A 22,550-nucleotide genomic window follows, 5' to 3' on the forward strand; every position below is an offset into this window, starting at 1 on the left:
CTCAATTAACCTAAGCTAATTTGAACGTCGACACCAGCGGCAAGATCTAAACGCATTAATGCGTCTACAGTCTTTTCAGTTGGCTCTACGATGTCAACTAAGCGCTTGTGAGTACGAATTTCGTATTGGTCACGAGCGTCTTTGTTGACGTGCGGAGAAGTCAAAATGGTATAACGTTCTTTACGCGTAGGAAGTGGAATAGGACCACGAACCTGTGCGCCTGTACGCTTAGCAGTTTCAACGATTTCCGCTGTTGATTGATCGATCAGACGATGATCAAATCCTTTCAAGCGGATACGGATTCTTTGGTTCTGCATTGACCAGAGCTCCTAAAATGCACACATAAAAAATCACCCTCTAGCTTCTTCCCATTGGAAAAGCAGAGCGAGATGATTTAACCGTAGACTCCCAATCGGAGTCAATTATGAAAATGAATAACCCTTATGGTTAAACATTATATTACACTGTCTAGGACAGCGAAGGGGAATTATACAGATATCAGATGAGAGATCAACCCCTTCGAACAAAAACTCTTCAATCTAGTTAGTTTGTTCAAGGCGGTGGATTTTACACAGTTCAATTTAAAAAGCAACAGAAACAAAAAAGGAAGCCGAAGCTTCCTTTTTAATGTGTTAACTAACTTCGCTATTAAGCAACGATTTTAGCTACAACACCAGCACCAACTGTACGGCCACCTTCACGGATAGCGAAACGTAAACCGTCGTCCATCGCGATTGGGTAGATTAGAGTAACAACCATCTTGATGTTGTCACCTGGCATTACCATTTCAACGCCTTCTGGAAGCTCGATAGTACCAGTTACGTCAGTTGTACGGAAGTAGAACTGTGGACGGTAGCCTTTGAAGAATGGAGTGTGACGTCCGCCTTCTTCTTTGCTTAACACGTATACTTCTGATTCGAATGTAGTGTGAGGAGTGATTGTACCTGGCTTAGCAAGTACTTGACCACGTTCAACTTCATCACGCTTAGTACCACGTAATAAAACACCACAGTTCTCACCTGCACGACCTTCGTCAAGCAGCTTACGGAACATTTCAACACCAGTACAAGTCGTTTTAGTTGTGTCTTTAACACCAACGATTTCTACTTCGTCACCTACAGTGATGATACCACGCTCTACACGACCAGTAACAACTGTACCACGACCTGAAATTGAGAATACATCTTCAATAGGTAGTAGGAAAGGCTTATCGATGTCACGCTCTGGCTCTGGGATGTAAGTATCTAGAGCTTCAGCAAGTTCGATGATTTTTGGTTCCCAAGCTGCATCGCCTTCAAGCGCTTTAAGTGCAGAACCTTGGATAACTGGTAAGTCATCACCTGGGAAGTCATATTCAGAAAGAAGTTCACGTACTTCCATTTCTACTAATTCAAGTAGCTCTTCATCATCAACCATGTCACATTTGTTCATGAATACGATAACGAAAGGTACACCAACCTGACGTGAAAGTAGGATGTGCTCACGAGTCTGTGGCATTGGGCCATCAGTTGCTGCTACTACTAAGATAGCACCGTCCATTTGTGCAGCACCAGTAATCATGTTTTTAACATAATCGGCGTGACCAGGACAATCTACGTGTGCGTAGTGACGTGTAGGCGTGTCATATTCGATGTGAGAAGTATTAATTGTAATACCACGCTCACGCTCTTCTGGAGCGTTATCGATTTGTGCGAAATCTTTAGTCTCACCGCCGTATGCTTTCGTCAATACTGCTGAGATAGCTGCTGTTAGAGTAGTTTTACCATGGTCAACGTGACCAATTGTACCCACGTTTACGTGTGGTTTACTACGTTCAAATTTTTCTTTAGCCACGATATATTCCTTTCTTTTCAGAAGTGCTCGATTACGAGCTATATAACATTAGTTAAACACCTAAAATTAGGTGCGTGATTCAATTATCGCATTTGCAATGTTTGATGGTGCATCAGCGTACTTAGCAAACTCCATTGAGTATGAAGCACGCCCCTGAGTTGCACTACGCAAGTCAGTTGCATAACCAAACATTTCTGATAGTGGAACCGTTGCATGAATGATTTTAACACCACCCAAGCCATCGTCCATTCCATCAATAACACCACGACGTCGGTTTAAGTCACCTACTACATCGCCCATATTACTTTCAGGAGTGGTAATTTCCACTTTCATTGTTGGTTCTAGTAACACAGGGCTTGCTTCAAGCGCACCCTTTTTAAAGCCCATTGAACCAGCTATTTTGAAAGCCATTTCATTCGAGTCCACATCATGATATGAACCATCAAATAAAGTCACTTTCACATCGAGCATAGGATAACCGGCTAAGACACCGTTTTTCATTTGCTCTTGAATACCTTTGTCTACTGATGGGATGAATTCACGAGGAACTGCACCACCAACAATTTCATTGACAAATTCGTAGCCTGCACCGTCTTCTAACGGTTCAATCTTCAGCCATACGTGACCATATTGACCACGCCCGCCTGATTGACGTACGAACTTACCTTCAACTTCTACTGATGAGCGAATCGTTTCACGATAGGCAACCTGAGGTTTACCTACGTTACACTCGACATTAAATTCGCGACGCATACGGTCAACAATAATATCTAAATGTAATTCACCCATGCCAGAAATCAATGTTTGAGCTGACTCTTCATCAGTTTCCACTCTAAAAGAAGGATCTTCTGCAGCTAGCTTTTGTAGTGCAATCCCCATTTTATCTTGGTCTGCTTTAGAGCGAGGCTCAACGGCAATGGTAATAACAGGTTCTGGAAACTCCATTCGCTCTAGAATCACTTTGTGATCGTTTGCGCAAAGAGTATCGCCAGTTGTTACTTCTTTTAGACCAATCGCCGCTGCAATATCACCTGCACGAACTTCTTTAAGCTCAGTACGGTCATTTGCATGCATTTGTACAATCCGGCCAACACGTTCACGTTTCTGTTTAACAGAATTATAAACCGCTGCACCCGACTCTAGTACGCCTGAATATACACGGATAAAGGTCAAAGTTCCAACAAATGGGTCAGTCGCAATTTTAAACGCTAATGCAGCAAATGGTGCGTTATCGTCTGATGGGCGCTCTACTTCATTTTCGTTCTCGTCAACACCCTTAATAGCAGGCACTTCGATAGGAGCAGGAAGGTAGTCAACAACCGCATCCAAAACCGCTTGAACACCTTTGTTCTTAAATGCAGAACCACAAGTTGCTAATACGATTTCGTTGTTAATTGTGCGCTGACGTAATGCTTGCTTAATATCTGCTTCTGGTAATGTGCCTTCTTCAAGGTACTTTTCCATCAGTTCATCAGATGCTTCAGCAGCACTTTCCACTAGATACTCATGCATCTCTTCAGCCTTAGCTAAAAGATCTGCGGGAATTTCTTCATAAGTGAAAGTGGTTCCTTGATCTTCTTCAGACCAGTTAATCGCTTTCATCTTAATTAAATCAATAACCCCTTTGAAGTCCTCTTCTGCGCCAATATTCAATTGAATTGGAACACAAGTAGCACCTAAGCGATTACGGATTTGGTCGATAACACTATCAAAGTCAGCACCTGCACGGTCCATCTTATTGACGAACACCATACGAGGTACTTCATACTTGTTGGCTTGACGCCATACAGTCTCTGATTGAGGCTCTACGCCTGATGAACCGCAGAAAACAACTACAGCGCCATCTAGTACACGTAATGAACGCTCAACCTCAATAGTGAAGTCGACGTGACCAGGGGTATCGATGATATTAATACGATGTTCAGTGAATTGAGCTTCCATACCACGCCAAAAGGTCGTTACTGCAGCAGAAGTGATAGTAATACCACGTTCCTGCTCCTGTACCATCCAATCTGTCGTAGCAGCGCCGTCATGCACCTCACCGATTTTATGAGACAAACCGGTATAGAACAGAACACGTTCTGTTGTGGTAGTTTTACCTGCATCCACATGAGCAACAATACCAATATTACGGTAACGCTCAATTGGGGTTGTACGAGCCACTATTTATACCCTCTCAACTAAAGTTATCACTTTAGAAAATATCAACAATATGGAGCGGGCTAATGCCCGCTCCATCAAATTACCAACGGTAATGAGCAAAGGCTTTGTTAGCTTCAGCCATGCGATGCACGTCTTCACGCTTCTTAACAGCAGTACCTTTGTTTTCAGATGCATCTAGCATTTCACCTGCTAGACGTAGAGCCATAGATTTTTCACCACGCTTGCGAGCAGCTTCAACTAACCAGCGCATCGCTAGTGCGTTACGACGCACTGGACGAACTTCACATGGTACTTGATAAGTAGAACCACCAACACGACGAGATTTAACCTCGACTGAAGGGCGAACATTATCAAGAGCTGCTTCAAGGATAGTTAGATGATCTTCGCTTTTCTTTTCAGCGACAACATCTAATGCCTTGTAGATAATTTTTTCAGCAGTTGACTTTTTACCGTCAACCATAATGACGTTGATGAACTTAGCCAGCAACTCACTTTTAAACTTTGGATCTGGTAGGATTTTACGTTGTCCTACAACGCGACGTCTTGGCATAACAATTCTCCGTATGCTTCAGGTATTTCCAAAACTGGAATATTTTTAACTAGCTTGGCCTTACTTAAACGGACAAGTTATGACTTAGGACGCTTAGCACCGTACTTAGAACGGCCTTGGCGACGAGCACTAACGCCAGCACAATCTAATGCACCGCGGATAGTGTGGTAACGCACACCCGGTAAATCTTTAACACGACCGCCACGGATTAGAATTACACTATGTTCCTGCAAGTTGTGACCTTCACCACCGATGTACGAAGTAACTTCGAAACCGTTAGTTAAGCGAACACGTGCTACTTTACGTAGCGCAGAGTTAGGTTTTTTAGGTGTTGTAGTGTACACACGAGTACAAACACCACGTTTTTGTGGACACGCATTTAACGCTGGCACATTAGTCTTTTCGACTTTTGGCGAGCGTGGCTTACGTACCAACTGGTTTACAGTTGCCATGAATAGCTCCGTTCAGTTGAATAATCTCAACAATTTTGTGTGAAAAATCTATATCCCACTATGATGGGACGCGAAAGTTTAGAAAGGTATTGGCCAACTGTCAAGAAATAGACAACTTTTCGTGCAATTCCCAATAAAAAAGGCGCCAAAGGCGCCTTTTTTTAACATAACGTTTACTTTAGTCGGCACTTCCGGCCAAGTTAAGTAAGTCAGCTAAGTTCTTCTCTGCTTCACTTGCAGTGATAACCGGTGCTTCTACACCTTCATCTTTAACATTAGCACGCGCTTCGTTACGAGCGTTGTGATATGCATAACCTGTACCTGCAGGGATTAGACGACCAACGATTACGTTTTCTTTCAGACCACGTAATTGGTCACTCTTACCACCTACAGCAGCTTCTGTAAGTACACGAGTCGTTTCTTGGAACGATGCCGCTGAGATGAACGATTCAGTAGCCAAAGATGCTTTGGTAATACCTAGTAATTCACGCTCAAACTTCGCAGGTGCTTTACCTTGAGCTTCAAGCTCACGGTTAGCAATCTTCACGCGAGATACTTCAGCTTGTTCACCGACTAAGAAGTTCGAATCGCCTGCATCAGTGATTAGACACTTACGAAGCATTTGGCGAATGATAACCTCAATGTGCTTATCATTGATTTTTACACCCTGTAGACGGTAAACGTCTTGGACTTCATCAACAATATAGTTAGCAACATGATGGATACCACGTAAACGTAGGATATCGTGTGCAGCTTCTGGGCCGTCAGCGATAACTTCACCACGTTCAACTTTTTCACCTTCGAACACGTTAAGGTTACGCCATTTAGGGATCATTTCTTCGTAATGATCACCGCCATCAGCTGGGCTGATAACTAAACGAACCTTACCTTTAGTCTCTTTACCAAACGAGATGGTACCTGAAATTTCAGCAAGAATAGCGGGTTCTTTAGGCTTACGCGCTTCGAATAAGTCAGCAACTCGTGGCAGACCACCGGTAATATCGCGAGTTTTAGACGATTCTTGAGGAATACGTGCTAAAGCATCACCAACATTAATTTGCGCATTATCGTCTTTAGAAACAATCGCATTACCCGGTAAGAAGTATTGCGCTGGTACGTCTGTACCAGGGATCATAAGATCGTTACCCGCCGCGTCGATTAGACGGATAGCAGGACGCATTTCTTTACCAGCGGTAGGACGTGCACCAGCATCAATAACAACAACAGAAGATAGACCGGTTAAATCGTCTGTTTGACGCGTCATAGTAACGCCTTCAATCATATCAACGAATTTAACACTACCAGCAACTTCAGAGATAATAGGATGCGTATGTGGATCCCAGTTAGCAATGATAGCGCCAGAAGTTACTTCTGAATCTTCAAGTTGTTCTAATACGGTACCGTAAGGAACACGATAGCGTTCTTTCTCACGACCTAACTCATCGATAACCGCAATTTCAGATGAACGCGATACGATAACCAGTTTATCATCGATACTCTTAACGTATTTCGCGTTATGAAGTTTCAATGTACCGTTATTCTTAACTTGTACGTTGTTTTCTGCAGAGTCACGAGATGCAGCACCACCAATGTGGAAAGTACGCATCGTAAGCTGTGTACCTGGCTCACCAATCGACTGAGCAGCAACAACACCAATCGCTTCACCGTGGTTAATAATATGACCACGTGCTAAATCACGACCGTAACAAGCAGCACAAACACCAAAGTCTGTGTCACAAGAAATTACTGAACGAACAATAACTTCATCAACACTGTGCTCTTCTAGAAGATCACACCATGACTCGTCTAGTAATGTGTTACGTGGCGCAAGTACTTTTTCAGTACCAGGCTCTAATACATCAACTGCGACAACACGACCTAGAACACGTTCACGAAGCGGCTCTTTAACATCACCACCTTCAATCAACGGCTTCATGGTCAAGCCTTCTTCTGTTCCACAGTCATCTTCAATAACAACTAAATCTTGTGCAACGTCAACAAGACGACGAGTTAGATAACCCGAGTTAGCTGTTTTCAGTGCGGTATCGGCAAGACCTTTACGCGCACCGTGAGTAGAGATGAAGTATTGTGATACGTTCAAACCTTCACGGAAGTTCGCAGTAATTGGGGTTTCGATGATTGAGCCATCTGGCTTAGCCATCAGACCACGCATACCCGCTAGCTGACGAATCTGTGCAGCACTACCACGAGCGCCCGAGTCAGCCATCATATAGATGCTGTTAAACGAATCTTGCTCTTCTTCTTCACCATCACGATTAATAACAACTTCTTTTTTCAAGTTGTCCATCATCGCTTTAGAGATCTTATCGTTGGTGCTTGCCCAAATATCGATAACTTTGTTGTAGCGCTCACCAGCTGTTACAAGACCTGATTGGAACTGCTCTTGAATTTCAAGCACTTCACGTTCAGCTTCTTCAACTAAGGTATATTTCTCGTCCGGAATAACCATATCGTTGATACCAACAGAGGCACCAGAAATAGTTGCGTAACGGAAACCGGTATACATTAATTGGTCAGCAAAGATAACAGTATCTTTTAGGCCTAATGCACGGTAACAAGTGTTCAGCAATTTAGAGATTTGCTTCTTACCCATGTTTTGGTTTACCAAATCAAATGGTAATCCTTCAGGTAAGATTTGCGATAACAACGCACGACCAACTGTAGTATCTACAATCTTACGTGTTTGTACTTTCTCGCCATTTGCGTCAATTGATGTTTCGGTCAAGCGAACTTTTACACGTGCATGCAATTCTGCTGCACCTGTTGCATATGCTTTTTCTACTTCATCAACAGACATGAATGTCATGCCTTCACCGCGACCGTTAACACATTCACGGCTGGTGTAGTAAAGACCTAGTACCACGTCTTGAGAAGGCGTGATTACTGGCTCACCGTTAGCAGGAGAAAGAATGTTGTTGGTCGACATCATTAACGAACGAGCTTCTAATTGAGCTTCAAGCGTTAACGGTACGTGCACAGCCATTTGGTCACCATCGAAGTCGGCGTTATATGCCGCACATACTAATGGATGCAATTGGATTGCTTTACCTTCAATAAGAACTGGTTCAAATGCTTGAATACCAAGTCTATGAAGTGTTGGTGCACGGTTAAGCATGACTGGATGTTCACGAATGACTTCGTCTAGTACATCCCATACTTCAGCCTGCTCACGCTCAACCATTTTCTTAGCAGCTTTAATAGTCGTAGCTAAACCACGACCTTCTAACTTGCCATAGATGAATGGTTTGAATAGCTCAAGTGCCATCTTCTTAGGAAGACCACACTGATGCAGACGTAAAGTTGGACCTACGGTAATAACCGAACGACCAGAGTAATCTACACGCTTACCAAGTAAGTTCTGACGGAAACGACCTTGCTTACCTTTGATCATATCAGCCAAAGATTTAAGCGGACGCTTGTTAGAACCGGTAATAGCACGACCACGACGACCATTATCTAATAGTGCATCGACAGACTCTTGTAACATACGTTTTTCGTTACGTACGATAATGTCTGGTGCAGCTAAATCCAATAGACGCTTAAGACGGTTGTTACGGTTGATCACACGACGGTAAAGGTCGTTCAAATCAGATGTAGCAAAACGTCCGCCATCTAGTGGAACTAGAGGACGTAAATCTGGTGGAAGAACTGGTAACACTTTTAAGATCATCCACTCAGGCTTGTTGCCAGAAGTGAAGAATGCTTCCATCAGTTTAAGGCGCTTAGTGACCTTCTTACGACGGGTTTCAGAGTTAATTGACGGTAACTCTTCACGCATTTGATCAATTTGTTCTTCTAAATTGATTGCACGTAGCAAGTCTAAGACTGCTTCAGCACCCATTTTAGCTTCAAACTCGTCACCGTATTCTTCTAATGCATCAAGATATGTTTCTTCTGTCAGCATTTGACCGCGTTCAAGGCTGGTCATGCCAGGCTCGATCACTACAAATGATTCAAAGTACAATACGCGTTCAATATCACGTAATGTCATATCAAGCATCAAACCAATACGACTCGGAAGTGATTTCAAGAACCAAATATGGGCAACTGGGCTTGCAAGATCAATATGACCCATACGCTCACGACGTACTTTAGTCTGTGTAACTTCAACGCCACACTTCTCACAAATAACACCACGGTGCTTCAAACGTTTGTATTTACCACACAAACATTCGTAATCTTTTACAGGACCGAAAATACGCGCACAGAACAAACCTTCACGTTCAGGTTTGAAAGTACGGTAGTTAATGGTTTCTGGCTTTTTAACTTCACCAAAAGACCAAGAACGGATTAGATCTGGCGAAGCCAAACCAATTTTAATACCGTTAAATTCTTCAGTCTTGCTTTGCTGTTTAAGAAACTTTAATAAGTCTTTCACGTTTCTCTCCTGAAGGAGTTAAACCAGATGCTTTGCTAAGCAAAGCATCCTTGGTTACCAAACATTGCTTAAGAGCGATGCTTACTCTTGATCCAACTCGATATTAATACCAAGTGAACGAATTTCCTTCAACAATACGTTGAAAGACTCAGGCATGCCTGGGTGCATCTGATGGTTACCGTCGACGATGTTCTTATACATCTGAGTACGACCGTTAACGTCATCTGATTTAACCGTTAGCATTTCCTGTAGAGTATATGCAGCACCATATGCTTCTAGTGCCCATACTTCCATCTCACCGAAACGCTGACCACCGAATTGAGCTTTACCGCCCAATGGTTGTTGTGTAACTAAGCTGTACGAACCAGTAGAACGGGCGTGCATCTTGTCATCAACTAAGTGGTTCAGTTTGAGCATGTACATGTAACCAACAGTTACTTTACGCTCAAATTCGTTACCGGTACGGCCGTCACATAATGTTAACTGGCCAGAATCAGGTAAGCCTGCAAGTTCAAGCATTTGCTTGATCTCTTTTTCTTTAGCACCATCGAAAGCTGGCGTAGCAACTGGTAAACCACCTTTAAGGTTTTTAGCCAGACGCAATACTTCATCGTCAGTGAATGAGTTGATGTCGACTTTCTGTAGAACTTCGTCACCTAATTCATATACCTGGCGGATGTAGTCGCGCAGTTCAGCAAGTTCACGTTGCTCTTCAAGCATAGCAGTAATACGATTACCGATACCCTTAGCAGCAGCACCTAAGTGAACTTCTAGTACCTGACCAATGTTCATACGCGATGGTACGCCCAATGGGTTTAGTACGATATCAACTGGATCACCAGTTTCATCGTATGGCATGTCTTCGATAGGACAAATCTTAGAGATTACACCTTTGTTACCGTGACGACCCGCCATCTTATCACCAGGTTGGATAGTACGTTTAACTGCAAGGTAAACCTTAACAATCTTTAGTACGCCTGGAGCTAAGTCATCACCTTGGGTGATTTTACGACGTTTAACTTCGAACTTCTTATCGAAGTCAGCTTTAAGCTCTTCATGTTGCTCGGCTAATTGCTCAAGCTCAGTTTGCTTAGCTTCATCATCAATAACTTGAATTAATACATCTTTACGTGGTAATTCAGCAAGCTTAGCTTGTGAGAAACCAGCAGATAGTAATAAGTTACGTGCACGGCTCAAAACACCTTCTTCAAGGATTTCGAACTCTTCGCCTAAATCTTTACGCGCTTGGGCAACATGCATCTCTTCAATTTCAAGAGCACGTTTATCTTTTTCGATACCGTCACGAGTGAAGACTTGTACATCGATGATAGTCCCTTTAACTGAGTTAGGAACACGTAATGAACTGTCCTTAACGTCAGAAGCTTTTTCACCGAAAATTGCACGCAATAGCTTTTCTTCTGGAGTCAGTTGAGTTTCACCTTTAGGTGTCACTTTACCAACTAGAATGTCGCCGCCTTTTACTTCTGCACCAATGTAAACAATACCTGACTCGTCTAATTTAGATAGAGCAGATTCGCCTACGTTTGGAATATCAGCAGTGATTTCTTCGCTACCTAATTTCGTATCACGAGCAATACATGAAAGTTCTTGGATATGAATAGTAGTGAAACGATCCTCTTGCGCTACGCGCTCAGAGATTAAGATCGAATCTTCGAAGTTATAACCGTTCCAAGGCATGAATGCGATACGCATGTTTTGACCTAGGGCCAAGTCACCTAAATCGGTAGACGGACCATCAGCTAAAACATCACCACGAACAATTGGATCACCAACAGAACAACAAGGACGTTGGTTAATACAAGTGTTTTGGTTAGAACGAGTGTATTTAGTTAAGTTGTAGATATCGATACCAGCTTCACCTGGAGTCAATTCTGCTTCGTTAACTTTCACTACGATACGGCTAGCATCAACATAGTCGATAACACCGCCACGCTTCGCAGCGACAACAACACCTGAGTCAACAGCAAGAGTACGCTCAATACCTGTACCAACAAGCGGCTTATCAGCACGCAAAGTAGGAACGGCTTGACGTTGCATGTTTGCACCCATCAATGCACGGTTAGCATCATCGTGTTCTAAGAACGGAATAAGTGATGCCGCAACAGAAATAATCTGTTGTGGTGATACATCCATATACTGGATATCAGCAGCACGCATAAAGGTAGATTCACCTTTATGACGACATGCGATTTGTTCTTCAAGCATACGATTTGAAGAATCAATCTCGATGTTTGCCTGTGCAATCACATAACGGCCTTCCTCGATTGCTGATAAGTATTCAACTTCATCAGTAACCACACAATCAACCACCTTACGGTAAGGTGTTTCTAGGAAGCCATAAGAGTTAGTACGAGCGAAACTTGCTAAAGAGTTAATTAGACCAATGTTTGGTCCCTCTGGCGTTTCAATCGGACATAAACGACCGTAGTGAGTTGGATGTACGTCACGTACTTCGAAACCAGCACGTTCACGTGTTAAACCACCAGGACCAAGAGCAGAAATACGACGCTTATGCGTTACTTCTGACAACGGGTTGTTTTGATCCATGAACTGTGACAACTGTGAAGAACCAAAGAATTCTTTCACTGCCGCAGAAATAGGCTTAGCATTGATTAGATCTTGTGGCATAAGCTCATTCAGATCGCCTAGAGATAGACGTTCACGAACAGCACGCTCAACACGAACTAGACCAACACGGAATTGGTTTTCAGCCATCTCACCAACGCTACGAATACGACGGTTACCTAAGTGGTCAATATCGTCGACTTCATCGTAACCATTACGGATTTCGATGATTTTCTTCATAACGTGTACGATGTCTTCTTTAGACAGTACGCCAGCACCTTCATCTTCAGAAATCTCAAGACGACGGTTGAACTTCATACGACCTACTTTAGATAGGTCATAACGCTCTTCACTGAAGAACAAGTTCTGGAATAAGCTTTCAGCAGCATCTTTGGTTGGTGGCTCACCAGGACGCATCATACGATAGATTTCAACTAATGCTTCAAGGCGGTTAGTTGTAGAATCAATACGTAATGTGTCTGAGATATATGCACCATGATCAAGATCGTTGATAAATAATGTATCAACTTCTTTAATACCCGCTAAAGAAAGCTTAGCTAGGTCTTCAAGGGTGATTTCAGCATTTGCGCTAACTAATACTTCACCAGTATCTTCATCAATGTAGTCTTGTGCAGCGAACTTACCAACGATGTAATCTACTGGTACTTCAAGCTCAGTAGTGTTGGTTTTTTCAAGCTGCTTAATGTGACGTGCAGTAATACGACGGCCAGCTTCAACTAAAAGCTTACCTTCAGAATCTTTGATGTCGTAACTTGCAGTTTCGCCACGTAGACGATCTGGCACAAGTGCCATAACAAGTGAATCTTGCTTAATTTTGAACTCAATACGTTCAAAGAATAAATCCAAGATTTCTTGAGTAGAAAATTCAAGCGCACGTAAGATGATAGTCGCAGGTAATTTACGACGACGGTCAATACGTACAAATAATGAATCTTTTGGATCGAATTCAAAGTCAAGCCATGAACCACGGTAAGGAATAATACGTGCGTTATAAAGCACCTTACCAGATGAGTGGGTTTTACCACGGTCATGATCAAAGAAAACACCCGGAGAACGATGTAATTGAGAAACAATTACACGCTCAGTACCATTAATTACAAAGGTACCGTTCTCAGTCATCAATGGGATATCACCCATGTAGACTTCTTGTTCTTTAATATCTTTGACTGTGCCTGGTGCAGCTTCACGGTCATAAAGAACCATACGCAATTTAACGCGTAGTGGTGCAGAATATGTAACACCGCGGATCTGACACTCTTTCACATCAAAAACTGGCTCACCTAGCTTGTAACTGACATATTGCAGTTCAGAGTTGCCAGAAAAGCTCTTGATGGGAAAAACGCTACGGAAAGCAGCTTCAAAGCCACGTTCACCCGTAGGATCTTGATCGGTGAATTTCTTAAAAGAGTCTAATTGAATAGACAACAAATACGGAATATCCAAAACTTTTGGACGTTTTCCAAAGTCTTTACGAATACGCTTCTTTTCAGAATAGGAGTAAACCATGGGTTTCCTCTACTTACGAGATGTGACCAAGACTGAAATAATTCTAAGATTAAATCAGCACGTTTGCCCATCACCGTTAATGGCAAGAACCTAACCAGTAATCTCTGCTAGGAACTGCTAAAACTGGCGATAAACGGTGAATAAAAAATCGCCTGCGCATATAGCGCAAAAAAGGCCGACGGTTAAAAAACCGCCAGCCTCCGCCCGATTACTCGGGAGGTGGTAAGTTAGAGTATAACTTACTTAACTTCTACTTCAGCGCCAGCAGCTTCTAGATCAGCTTTAAGTGCTTCTGCTTCTTCTTTAGTGATAGCTTCTTTAACTGCAACTGGTGCAGATTCAGCCATAGCTTTAGCTTCTTTCAGGCCAAGACCTGTAGCGCCACGAAGTGCTTTAATAACAGCAACTTTGTTGCCACCGAATGAAGTCATAACAACGTCAAATTCGGTTTGCTCAGCAGCAGAAGCGCCAGCGTCGCCGCCAACAGCAACAGCAGCAGCTGCAGCAGAAACGCCGAATTTTTCTTCCATTGCTTCGATTAGTTCAACAACTTCCATTACAGACATTTCTGCGAAAGCTTCTAAGATTTGGTCTTTAGTGATAGACATAACAAAAAATTCCTATTGTACTGAATTCAATTAATTTAAGCGGCTAATAAAATATTAAGCTGCTTCTTTTTGATCGCGAAGAGCGGCCAATGTACGAACGAACTTGCCAGCAGATGCTTCTTTCATAGTCATCATTAACTGAGCTAGTGCTTCTTCGTATGTTGGTAGTTTCGCTAAACGATCAATATCTGCTGCAGGGATAACTTCCCCTTCAAAGGCTGCTGCTTTGATTTCAAACTTTTCTTGTTCAGCTGCGAAATCTTTAAGAAGACGCGCTGCAGCACCTGGGTGCTCATTAGAAAAGGCAATCAAAGTAGGACCAGTAAACGTGTCGCTTAGGCACTCAAAATCAGTACCAGCAACAGCGCGTTTAACTAATGTATTACGTACAACACGTACATAAACACCAGCTTCACGTGCTGCTTTACGCAGACCGGTCATATCACCTACAGTTACACCGCGTGAATCGGCAACAACTGCAGATAAAGCACCTTTGGCGGCTTCGCTGACTTCAGCAACAATCGCTTTTTTGTCTTCGAGTCTTAATGCCATTGGCTTTACTCCTGGATTCTACCTAGGGATGTCCCTAGTATTTACCATATTAAACACTTATGTGTTTAACGACTTACGGTGCAGATTTCCAGCAGAAAAAAATCTATCTGGGGGGTCTGACACCGTCTACGTAGGAAATTAAGTTATCTTATGAAAACACCTACGGTCTTGGACGGAAATCTGCTCTCAACAATGTTGAAAAGCAGACCTCAACCCACAAAGTGCGCGGATTATATACTAATCCGCATCCTTTGTATATTACTTAAGGTCTTCCAAAGTAGCTTGGTCAACCACAACACCTGCACCCATAGTGGTAGAGATGCTGACTTTTTTCACGTAAACGCCTTTAGCAACTGCAGGCTTAGCCTTTTTCAGTGCTGCGACTAACGCTTCTAAGTTTTCTTTAATTTGAGCAGGTTCAAAATCCACTTTACCGATAGTAGTGTGGATAATACCATTCTTGTCGTTACGGTAACGAACTTGACCAGCTTTGGCATTTTTAACTGCATCAGCAACGTTTGGCGTTACAGTACCAGTTTTAGGGTTAGGCATTAAACCACGTGGGCCTAAGATTTGACCTAACATACCAACAACGCGCATTGCATCTGGAGATGCGATAACAACGTCAAAGTTCATTTCACCAGCTTTAACTTGCTCAGCTAGATCTTCCATACCAACTAACTCTGCACCAGCTTCTTTAGCTGCTTCAGCGTTTGCGCCCTGTGTGAACACAGCAACACGAACTTCACGGCCAGTACCATGTGGTAATACTGTAGCGCCACGAACGTTTTGGTCTGATTTACGAGGATCGATACCTAGGTTAACAGCAACGTCAACACTTTCTACGAATTTAGCAGTTGCTAATTCTTTTAATAAAGCAACAGCTTCATTGATATCGTAGCTTTTAGTTCCGTCGATTTTCTCGCGGATTACGCGCATGCGCTTAGTTAGCTTTGCCATTATATTAGTCCTCTACTACCAAACCCATTGAACGTGCAGTACCTTCAATTGAACGCATCATCGCTTCAACATCAGCACCAGTCATATCAGCCGCTTTAGTTTCAGCAATTTCCTGAACTGCGCTGCGCTTGATAGTACCAACTTTCTCGGTATTTGGACGGCCAGAACCAGACTTAAGACCTGCCGCTTTCAATAATAAGAAAGATGCTGGAGGAGTCTTAGTTTCGAACGTGAAAGAACGATCGTTGTATACAGTGATAACAACAGGAATCGGCATACCTTTGTCGAACTTTTCAGTACGAGCGTTGAATGCTTTACAGAATTCCATGATGTTCACACCTTTTTGACCTAGAGCAGGACCAACTGGTGGAGACGGGTTTGCAGCACCGGCTGCTACTTGTAGCTTAATATAAGCTTCAATTTTCTTTGCCATGTCGACATTTCCTCAATTTGGGTTCAAACGCTACCAGCTACATGCCGATGAGCTCCCCTTGAAAACAACGGGTGCGGATTATACTAAAATCCGCACCCGCAAACAAATACTATTTGTATTTAATTTAATCAGCTCTTTTCAACTTGTTGGAAGTCTAGTTCCACAGGAGTAGAGCGACCGAAGATCATTACTGAAACCTTAACGCGGTTTTTATCGTAATCAACTTCTTCGATAGTGCCATTAAAGTCAGCAAATGGACCATCGTTAACACGAACAACTTCACCAGGCTCAAACATAACGCGATGAGTCGGTGACTCAACAGTATCTTGTAGACGCTGAAGAATGGCATTCGCTTCTTTATCAGAAATAGGTGCTGGGCGATCAGATGTTCCGCCAATGAAACCCATTACACGTGGAATGCTTTTCACTAAGTGCCAGCTTTCATCATTCATTTCCATTTGGACTAATACATAGCCTGGAAAGAATTTACGTTCGCTTTTACGACGCTGACCTGCACGCATTTCAACCACTTCTTCAGTTGGTACAAGTACCTCAGCAAAGTAGTCTTCCATGTTGTGCATTTTGATATGCTCAAGTAGTGTTTTACATACACGGCCTTCATAGCCTGAGAATGCTTGAATCACATACCATCTTTTTTTAGCTTCTGTTGCTTCAGTCATGTAAATGCCTATACGCCAGTAATGAGGTTAACAACACGCAATAGTACCCAGTCGAAACCCCAAAGGATTACGGCTACGACAGCTGTTGCAGCAAGAACAATGAATGTTGTGTTTAGCGCTTCTTGACGAGTTGGCCAAACCACTTTACGTACTTCAATGTGAGCTTCACGAGCAAAAGATAAAGCTTCTTTACCTTTCACAGTTTGCAGTGCAATAAAGCCTGCAATAACAAAGGCAACAATTACGCCTAATGCGCGTACCACAACACTGGCTTCGCCAAATGCTTGGTTGCCAATAACAGCGGCGGCAATCAATATAACTGCAATGCCCCACTTAACAATATCCAGAGAATTATTCTGGTTTTCAGTATTTGTCGTCATCGGTTGGTTCCGTTACTCACTAAGACCTGAGCTTAAATTTGATAAATATGTACCACTATCAAATAGTACTTCCGAGTTTAGCCACGAAAAGCATCAGCTCAGGGTCAAAAATCGGCCATAGATTGTATTCTTATTCTAGTCAGTTCGCAAGGTCGACACCAGAGAACATAGGCAAAACTTAAAAAAAATCTATAAAACAAAAAAAGGAAGCCGAAGCTTCCTTTTTAATGTGTTAACTAACTTCGCTATTAAGCAACGATTTTAGCTACAACACCAGCACCAACTGTACGGCCACCTTCACGGATAGCGAAACGTAAACCGTCGTCCATCGCGATTGGGTAGATTAGAGTAACAACCATCTTGATGTTGTCACCTGGCATTACCATTTCAACGCCTTCTGGAAGCTCGATAGTACCAGTTACGTCAGTTGTACGGAAGTAGAACTGTGGACGGTAGCCTTTGAAGAATGGAGTGTGACGTCCGCCTTCTTCTTTGCTTAACACGTATACTTCTGATTCGAATGTAGTGTGAGGAGTGATTGTACCTGGCTTAGCAAGTACTTGACCACGTTCAACTTCATCACGCTTAGTACCACGTAATAAAACACCACAGTTCTCACCTGCACGACCTTCGTCAAGCAGCTTACGGAACATTTCAACACCAGTACAAGTCGTTTTAGTTGTGTCTTTAACACCAACGATTTCTACTTCGTCACCTACAGTGATGATACCACGCTCTACACGACCAGTAACAACTGTACCACGACCTGAAATTGAGAATACATCTTCAATAGGTAGTAGGAAAGGCTTATCGATGTCACGCTCTGGCTCTGGGATGTAAGTATCTAGAGCTTCAGCAAGTTCGATGATTTTTGGTTCCCAAGCTGCATCGCCTTCAAGCGCTTTAAGTGCAGAACCTTGGATAACTGGTAAGTCATCACCTGGGAAGTCATATTCAGAAAGAAGTTCACGTACTTCCATTTCTACTAATTCAAGTAGCTCTTCATCATCAACCATGTCACATTTGTTCATGAATACGATAACGAAAGGTACACCAACCTGACGTGAAAGTAGGATGTGCTCACGAGTCTGTGGCATTGGGCCATCAGTTGCTGCTACTACTAAGATAGCACCGTCCATTTGTGCAGCACCAGTAATCATGTTTTTAACATAATCGGCGTGACCAGGACAATCTACGTGTGCGTAGTGACGTGTAGGCGTGTCATATTCGATGTGAGAAGTATTAATTGTAATACCACGCTCACGCTCTTCTGGAGCGTTATCGATTTGTGCGAAATCTTTAGTCTCACCGCCGTATGCTTTCGTCAATACTGCTGAGATAGCTGCTGTTAGAGTAGTTTTACCATGGTCAACGTGACCAATTGTACCCACGTTTACGTGTGGTTTACTACGTTCAAATTTTTCTTTAGCCATGATATTGCCTCAATCCAGACTCTTGGTAATGAAAACACATATAGAAAAAATCCGATGCATAAAATGACATCGAATCGATTAGTTATGGTGATTAAGCTTAGCATAAGACAGGAGGTGCTGATTTAAAGGATTTGACTGATTAACAATTCAGTTATCTGAACCATTAATCAATCAAGTCATTCAGCAATTTGGAGCGGATGGCGGGAATCGAACCCGCGTTATCAGCTTGGAAGGCTGGAGTAATACCATTATACGACATCCGCGCAACCTGAAAGGCTACCTAACTACCTTTAAAAAATGGTGGAGGGAGAAGGATTCGAACCTTCGAAGGCTGAGCCGTCAGATTTACAGTCTGATCCCTTTGGCCACTCGGGAACCCCTCCAGAAAAATGGTGCCGGCACCAAGAGTCGAACTCGGGACCTACTGATTACAAGTCAGTTGCTCTACCAACTGAGCTATGCCGGCTAATCATTTCGGAAACGGATATTAGGTAAATGTTGGCACAAGTGCAATAGAAAATGCATAAAAAAGCTAAAAAAAGTCTCAAATGCCGTTTTTTTGGGCTTTATTAGCTACTCGCGCATAAAAATCAAGCGATTTGAAAGTTAGTGATTAACTAAGGTCAGTTTTTTATTGTTGAATATATTTTGTTGGTGTACTGTGCCTGACCTAAGGAAAGGACGTTATGACAGTAAATAAACCAATACATAAAACACTTTATCATTCATTTGGGCGTAAGCAATGGTCTGAGCTTCGTAATTCAGTCCCTCTTACACTAAGTGAAGACGAACTTGCCCGCTTACAAGGCATGAACGAGCAACTGTCTTTAGATGAAGTGACAGATATTTATTTACCGTTAAGTCGTCTTTTAAACTTGATCATCGACGCTCAGCAGCAGCGCAGTGTAGTATTAGATCAATTCCTCAATCATAAACCACGTAACTCTCCCTACATTATCAGTATTTCTGGTAGTGTCGCTGTTGGTAAAAGCACCACAGCAAGGATTCTACAAGCGCTATTACAGCGTTGGCCCCAACACCCTAAAGTAGAGTTAGTCACTACCGATGGATTTCTGTATCCTTTGGCAGAGTTAAAAGCTAAAAGCTTATTAAAGCGAAAAGGCTTTCCAGAAAGCTATGATATGAAGATGCTCATTGATTTCATTTCAGCTATCAAAGCAGGTCAACCGCATGTTAATGCGCCACTGTACTCTCATATCACCTATGACCGACTTACTGACCAAGTGCAACCGATTAACCAACCAGACATCTTAATTATTGAAGGTTTAAATGTACTTCAAACTGGCTTAGATCAATCACCTGAAAGTCGCAGCAGTTTTTTATCTGATTATGTGGATTTTTCAATTTACGTAGATGCAGATGAAGTGCTTCTAAAAGAATGGTATCAGCAACGTTTTAGAAAGTTTCGTCAAGGTGCTTTTAGTGATCCGAAATCCTTTTTTCATCACTATTCAAACTTGTCAGATCAACAAGCCAATGAGACCGCAGCTAATATCTGGGATACGATTAACGGCCCAAATCTCCAGTCCAATATCAAACCAAGTCGTGAACGCGCTCACCTGATCCTTAAAAAAGGAGATAATCATTTGGTAAACCGCGTTTTACTACGAAAATAACCTCGTAGATTAGAGCGTACCGCGTAGACTAATCTCTCCACCTATATAGGCGGTTTGAACGCCATCGGTTTCCAAAATAACGCCACCCTGCGAGTCAATCCCTTTACAAACACCTACGATTGACTTAGGTGACATGACCAACTCAATTTCTTTGTCGTAGAACAGATCATATTGTTGCCAGAGCGGAATAAACTCCGCTAAACCAGATACTTCAAACTTTGCTAGGTCTAACTTTAATTGTTTATGGAGTGCTAGGAGTAGGTTAGTTTTATCGGGCATTGTCTCCAGAGAAGATAAATCACTCCAAGGCTGATCTATTTTTTCAGCCTGTTGAGCTGGCATACTCATATTAATACCAAAGCCAATGACCAAATTACATTCGTCCATAGATTGACCAGATAGCTCAATCAAGATACCTGCTAGTTTTTTATTGTCTTTGTAGATATCATTTGGCCACTTCAATCCAAGACCTTCAACACCAAATGTTCTTAGCGTTGACACGATAGAACACGCAATAACTAGGCTTAACCCCATTGCGGCATTCATTCCCTGGTTTATGCGCCAATAGAGCGACCCGTAAACATGTTGACCATAAGGTGACACCCATTGACGCCCCCTACGCCCCCTGCCTGCTGACTGATATTCCGCGATGCAAATATCACCACTATCTAGTTCATCAGAGTGCTGTAGTAAGAAAGCATTGGTACTGGCTATCTCATCAAAAAAGAAACACCTATCTTCAATCCCGTTTATAAGTACGGATTCATCAAATAAAGGCAGAGCTTTCGATAACTTGTAACCCTTTCCTTTTACGCTGTATATATCAATCCCGTAATCAGCTAACTGCGCTATGTGATTATTCACTGCAGTCCTAGATAATCCAACTTCTTGTGCAATCATTTCTCCAGAAGTATAACGACAATGATCCAGCAGCTTAATGATTTGCTTCTTTTTTCTCCAATGCTCTGTCATTACAATTCCACCTCTCCGTGTGAACCTATTATTCTTGGTTCTGGCTCCAGTTTGATACCAAACTTATTATAAACAGTGTCAATAACATGATGCGCCAGTTTTCGTACATCGTCACCAGTTGCTTGATTAATATTAACTATCACCAACGCTTGCTTGCTATGGACTGCCGCGCCGCCCAAGATATACCCTTTAAGGCCAGCTTCATCTATAAGCCAACCTGCAGCAACTTTAATACGACCATCAGCTTGTGCATATCCGACCAAATCAGTAAACTTTTTCAATAAACTGATGTATTGCTCTGCTTCAATAATTGGGTTCTTAAAAAAGCTGCCAACGTTACCAAGTTTACAAGGATCTGGTAACTTACTTGTGCGTACAGCACATACAGTCTCATAGATCTCTTTAGCACTCACTGTCTGACTATTTAAGTGGTTAAGTGGTCCATAACTTAGATTTGCTTGCCAGTTTTTTGGGATGGCTAATTTAACTGACGTAATGACTGCAATCTCTTTTAATTGTTTTTTGAAAATTGAATCACGGTAATCAAACTTACACTCAGAACCTGCAAGTGTATGCTCGCTAAAAGTATCAGTATTAAGGTAAGTGACTTCATTACAAAACTGATTTATTTCAACTCCATATGCACCAATATTCTGAATTGGAGCAGCGCCCACCGAACCTGGGATCAATGCTAAATTTTCTAACCCGAAATAGCCCTTATCTAAAGTAAACTGAACGAGTTCATGCCAATTTTCGCCTGCCTGCACAGTTAAATAGACATTTTCATTATCCTCAGAAATAACGATGCCTTTATTGATCAGCTTAATGATCATCCCTTCATAATCGCAGGTAAAAACGATATTGCTACCACCACCTATGATCATATACGGAACGCCCATTTCTTTTGCTTGTTTTATATATCGAATGAGATCCGAAACAGAGTTTGCCTCAACAAGCATTAGGGAATTTTGATTCAAAGACAGGGTATTTAAAGGCTTTAAGCTTGCGGACATATAAATGACTTGTACTAATAATGGTTATGTGAATATTGTACCCTGTGAACATTCATATGACTAATCGTAAGAAAGCCAAAATAGTTAACGCCTAATAAGCCACTAATAGCGTGTTTATCAATAATGAATCTGAGGGGGCAATGAAAGAAATGAACTGTTTTTATTAGTGACACTTCCAAACAGTCGAAATAAAGTCTTTTAAGCAATATTAACTTGCAAAACTGTGACATAAATAATTGGATATCCACATTCAATCGAGAAAAATTAATTACTTAGTAATGACGGACTTTCACATGGGCTGATGCTCGCAACTATCAGCTGTTGATGTGTCTAAATTTAAGCTTTAACTTCATTTTTGAAGATGTATATCTC

General features: G+C 42.2%; 17 protein-coding genes and 3 tRNA genes. 1 reads left to right on the forward strand and 19 read right to left on the reverse strand.

Going from position 1 to position 22,550, the window contains the following annotated elements; all coding sequences use genetic code 11:
* Positions 1-5: 5 nt before the first annotated feature.
* From rpsJ to J8L86_RS20635, 17 genes are all read right to left on the reverse strand, one after another.
* Positions 6-317, reverse strand: a complete 312-nt coding sequence (rpsJ, locus tag J8L86_RS20555; protein WP_055026509.1) for a 30S ribosomal protein S10 — start codon at positions 315-317, stop codon at positions 6-8.
* Between the two features lie 331 nt (positions 318-648).
* Positions 649-1,833: an elongation factor Tu gene (tuf, locus tag J8L86_RS20560; protein ID WP_080917157.1), complete on the reverse strand. Its 1,185-nt coding sequence runs from the start codon at positions 1,831-1,833 to the stop codon at positions 649-651.
* Between the two features lie 66 nt (positions 1,834-1,899).
* Positions 1,900-3,996 (reverse strand): elongation factor G, encoded by a 2,097-nt coding sequence (gene fusA, locus J8L86_RS20565; RefSeq protein ID WP_065108933.1) that lies wholly within the window; start codon positions 3,994-3,996, stop codon positions 1,900-1,902.
* A gap of 79 nt (positions 3,997-4,075) precedes the next feature.
* Entirely contained in the window at positions 4,076-4,546 is a 471-nt protein-coding gene (gene rpsG, locus J8L86_RS20570; protein WP_055026548.1) for a 30S ribosomal protein S7, read from the reverse strand.
* A 77-nt stretch (positions 4,547-4,623) separates the two neighbouring features.
* Positions 4,624-4,998, reverse strand: coding sequence for a 30S ribosomal protein S12 (rpsL, locus tag J8L86_RS20575; RefSeq protein ID WP_055026549.1), 375 nt, complete (start codon positions 4,996-4,998; stop codon positions 4,624-4,626).
* 178 nt (positions 4,999-5,176) lie between these two features.
* A complete protein-coding gene (gene rpoC / locus J8L86_RS20580; protein WP_065108934.1) occupies positions 5,177-9,397 on the reverse strand; it encodes a DNA-directed RNA polymerase subunit beta' in 4,221 nt (1,406 codons plus the stop codon).
* Positions 9,398-9,478: 81 nt separating this feature from the next.
* Positions 9,479-13,510, reverse strand: coding sequence for a DNA-directed RNA polymerase subunit beta (gene rpoB, locus J8L86_RS20585; RefSeq protein WP_055026511.1), 4,032 nt, complete (start codon positions 13,508-13,510; stop codon positions 9,479-9,481).
* A gap of 239 nt (positions 13,511-13,749) precedes the next feature.
* Positions 13,750-14,118 carry a 50S ribosomal protein L7/L12 gene (gene rplL / locus J8L86_RS20590; protein WP_055026512.1) on the reverse strand — a complete coding sequence of 123 codons (369 nt, stop codon included), beginning with the start codon at positions 14,116-14,118 and terminating at the stop codon, positions 13,750-13,752.
* A gap of 54 nt (positions 14,119-14,172) precedes the next feature.
* Positions 14,173-14,670: a 50S ribosomal protein L10 gene (gene rplJ, locus J8L86_RS20595; protein ID WP_055026513.1), complete on the reverse strand. Its 498-nt coding sequence runs from the start codon at positions 14,668-14,670 to the stop codon at positions 14,173-14,175.
* A 258-nt stretch (positions 14,671-14,928) separates the two neighbouring features.
* The gene (gene rplA / locus J8L86_RS20600; RefSeq protein ID WP_055026514.1) at positions 14,929-15,630 is read right to left on the reverse strand and encodes a 50S ribosomal protein L1; all 702 of its coding nucleotides are present in this window, start codon (positions 15,628-15,630) and stop codon (positions 14,929-14,931) included.
* A 4-nt stretch (positions 15,631-15,634) separates the two neighbouring features.
* Entirely contained in the window at positions 15,635-16,063 is a 429-nt protein-coding gene (gene rplK, locus J8L86_RS20605; protein WP_055026515.1) for a 50S ribosomal protein L11, read from the reverse strand.
* Between the two features lie 128 nt (positions 16,064-16,191).
* Positions 16,192-16,743, reverse strand: a complete 552-nt coding sequence (nusG, locus tag J8L86_RS20610; protein WP_055026516.1) for a transcription termination/antitermination protein NusG — start codon at positions 16,741-16,743, stop codon at positions 16,192-16,194.
* A gap of 8 nt (positions 16,744-16,751) precedes the next feature.
* Positions 16,752-17,123, reverse strand: coding sequence for a preprotein translocase subunit SecE (gene secE, locus J8L86_RS20615; RefSeq protein ID WP_055026517.1), 372 nt, complete (start codon positions 17,121-17,123; stop codon positions 16,752-16,754).
* Positions 17,124-17,371: 248 nt separating this feature from the next.
* On the reverse strand, positions 17,372-18,556 hold the full coding sequence (gene tuf / locus J8L86_RS20620) for an elongation factor Tu (RefSeq protein ID WP_080917157.1): 1,185 nt from the start codon (positions 18,554-18,556) through the stop codon (positions 17,372-17,374).
* Positions 18,557-18,745: 189 nt separating this feature from the next.
* A tRNA-Gly gene (locus J8L86_RS20625) sits at positions 18,746-18,819 on the reverse strand.
* A 35-nt stretch (positions 18,820-18,854) separates the two neighbouring features.
* Positions 18,855-18,939, reverse strand: a tRNA-Tyr gene (locus tag J8L86_RS20630).
* Between the two features lie 7 nt (positions 18,940-18,946).
* Positions 18,947-19,022: transfer RNA gene (locus tag J8L86_RS20635), tRNA-Thr, on the reverse strand.
* 220 nt (positions 19,023-19,242) lie between these two features.
* Here J8L86_RS20635 and coaA point away from each other — a divergent pair.
* Positions 19,243-20,193 (forward strand): type I pantothenate kinase, encoded by a 951-nt coding sequence (gene coaA / locus J8L86_RS20640; protein WP_211031414.1) that lies wholly within the window; start codon positions 19,243-19,245, stop codon positions 20,191-20,193.
* A gap of 9 nt (positions 20,194-20,202) precedes the next feature.
* Here the strand turns inward: coaA and birA are convergent, their stop codons facing one another.
* Positions 20,203-21,165 (reverse strand): bifunctional biotin--[acetyl-CoA-carboxylase] ligase/biotin operon repressor BirA, encoded by a 963-nt coding sequence (gene birA, locus J8L86_RS20645; protein ID WP_211031415.1) that lies wholly within the window; start codon positions 21,163-21,165, stop codon positions 20,203-20,205.
* The gene (murB, locus tag J8L86_RS20650; RefSeq protein ID WP_348772666.1) at positions 21,165-22,184 is read right to left on the reverse strand and encodes a UDP-N-acetylmuramate dehydrogenase; all 1,020 of its coding nucleotides are present in this window, start codon (positions 22,182-22,184) and stop codon (positions 21,165-21,167) included. Before murB ends, birA begins: the two co-directional genes overlap by 1 nt.
* Between the last annotated feature and the right edge of the window lie 366 nt (positions 22,185-22,550).

This window comes from Shewanella sp. MMG014 (assembly GCF_018100775.1).
Classification (GTDB): Bacteria; Pseudomonadota; Gammaproteobacteria; order Enterobacterales; family Shewanellaceae; genus Shewanella; species Shewanella japonica.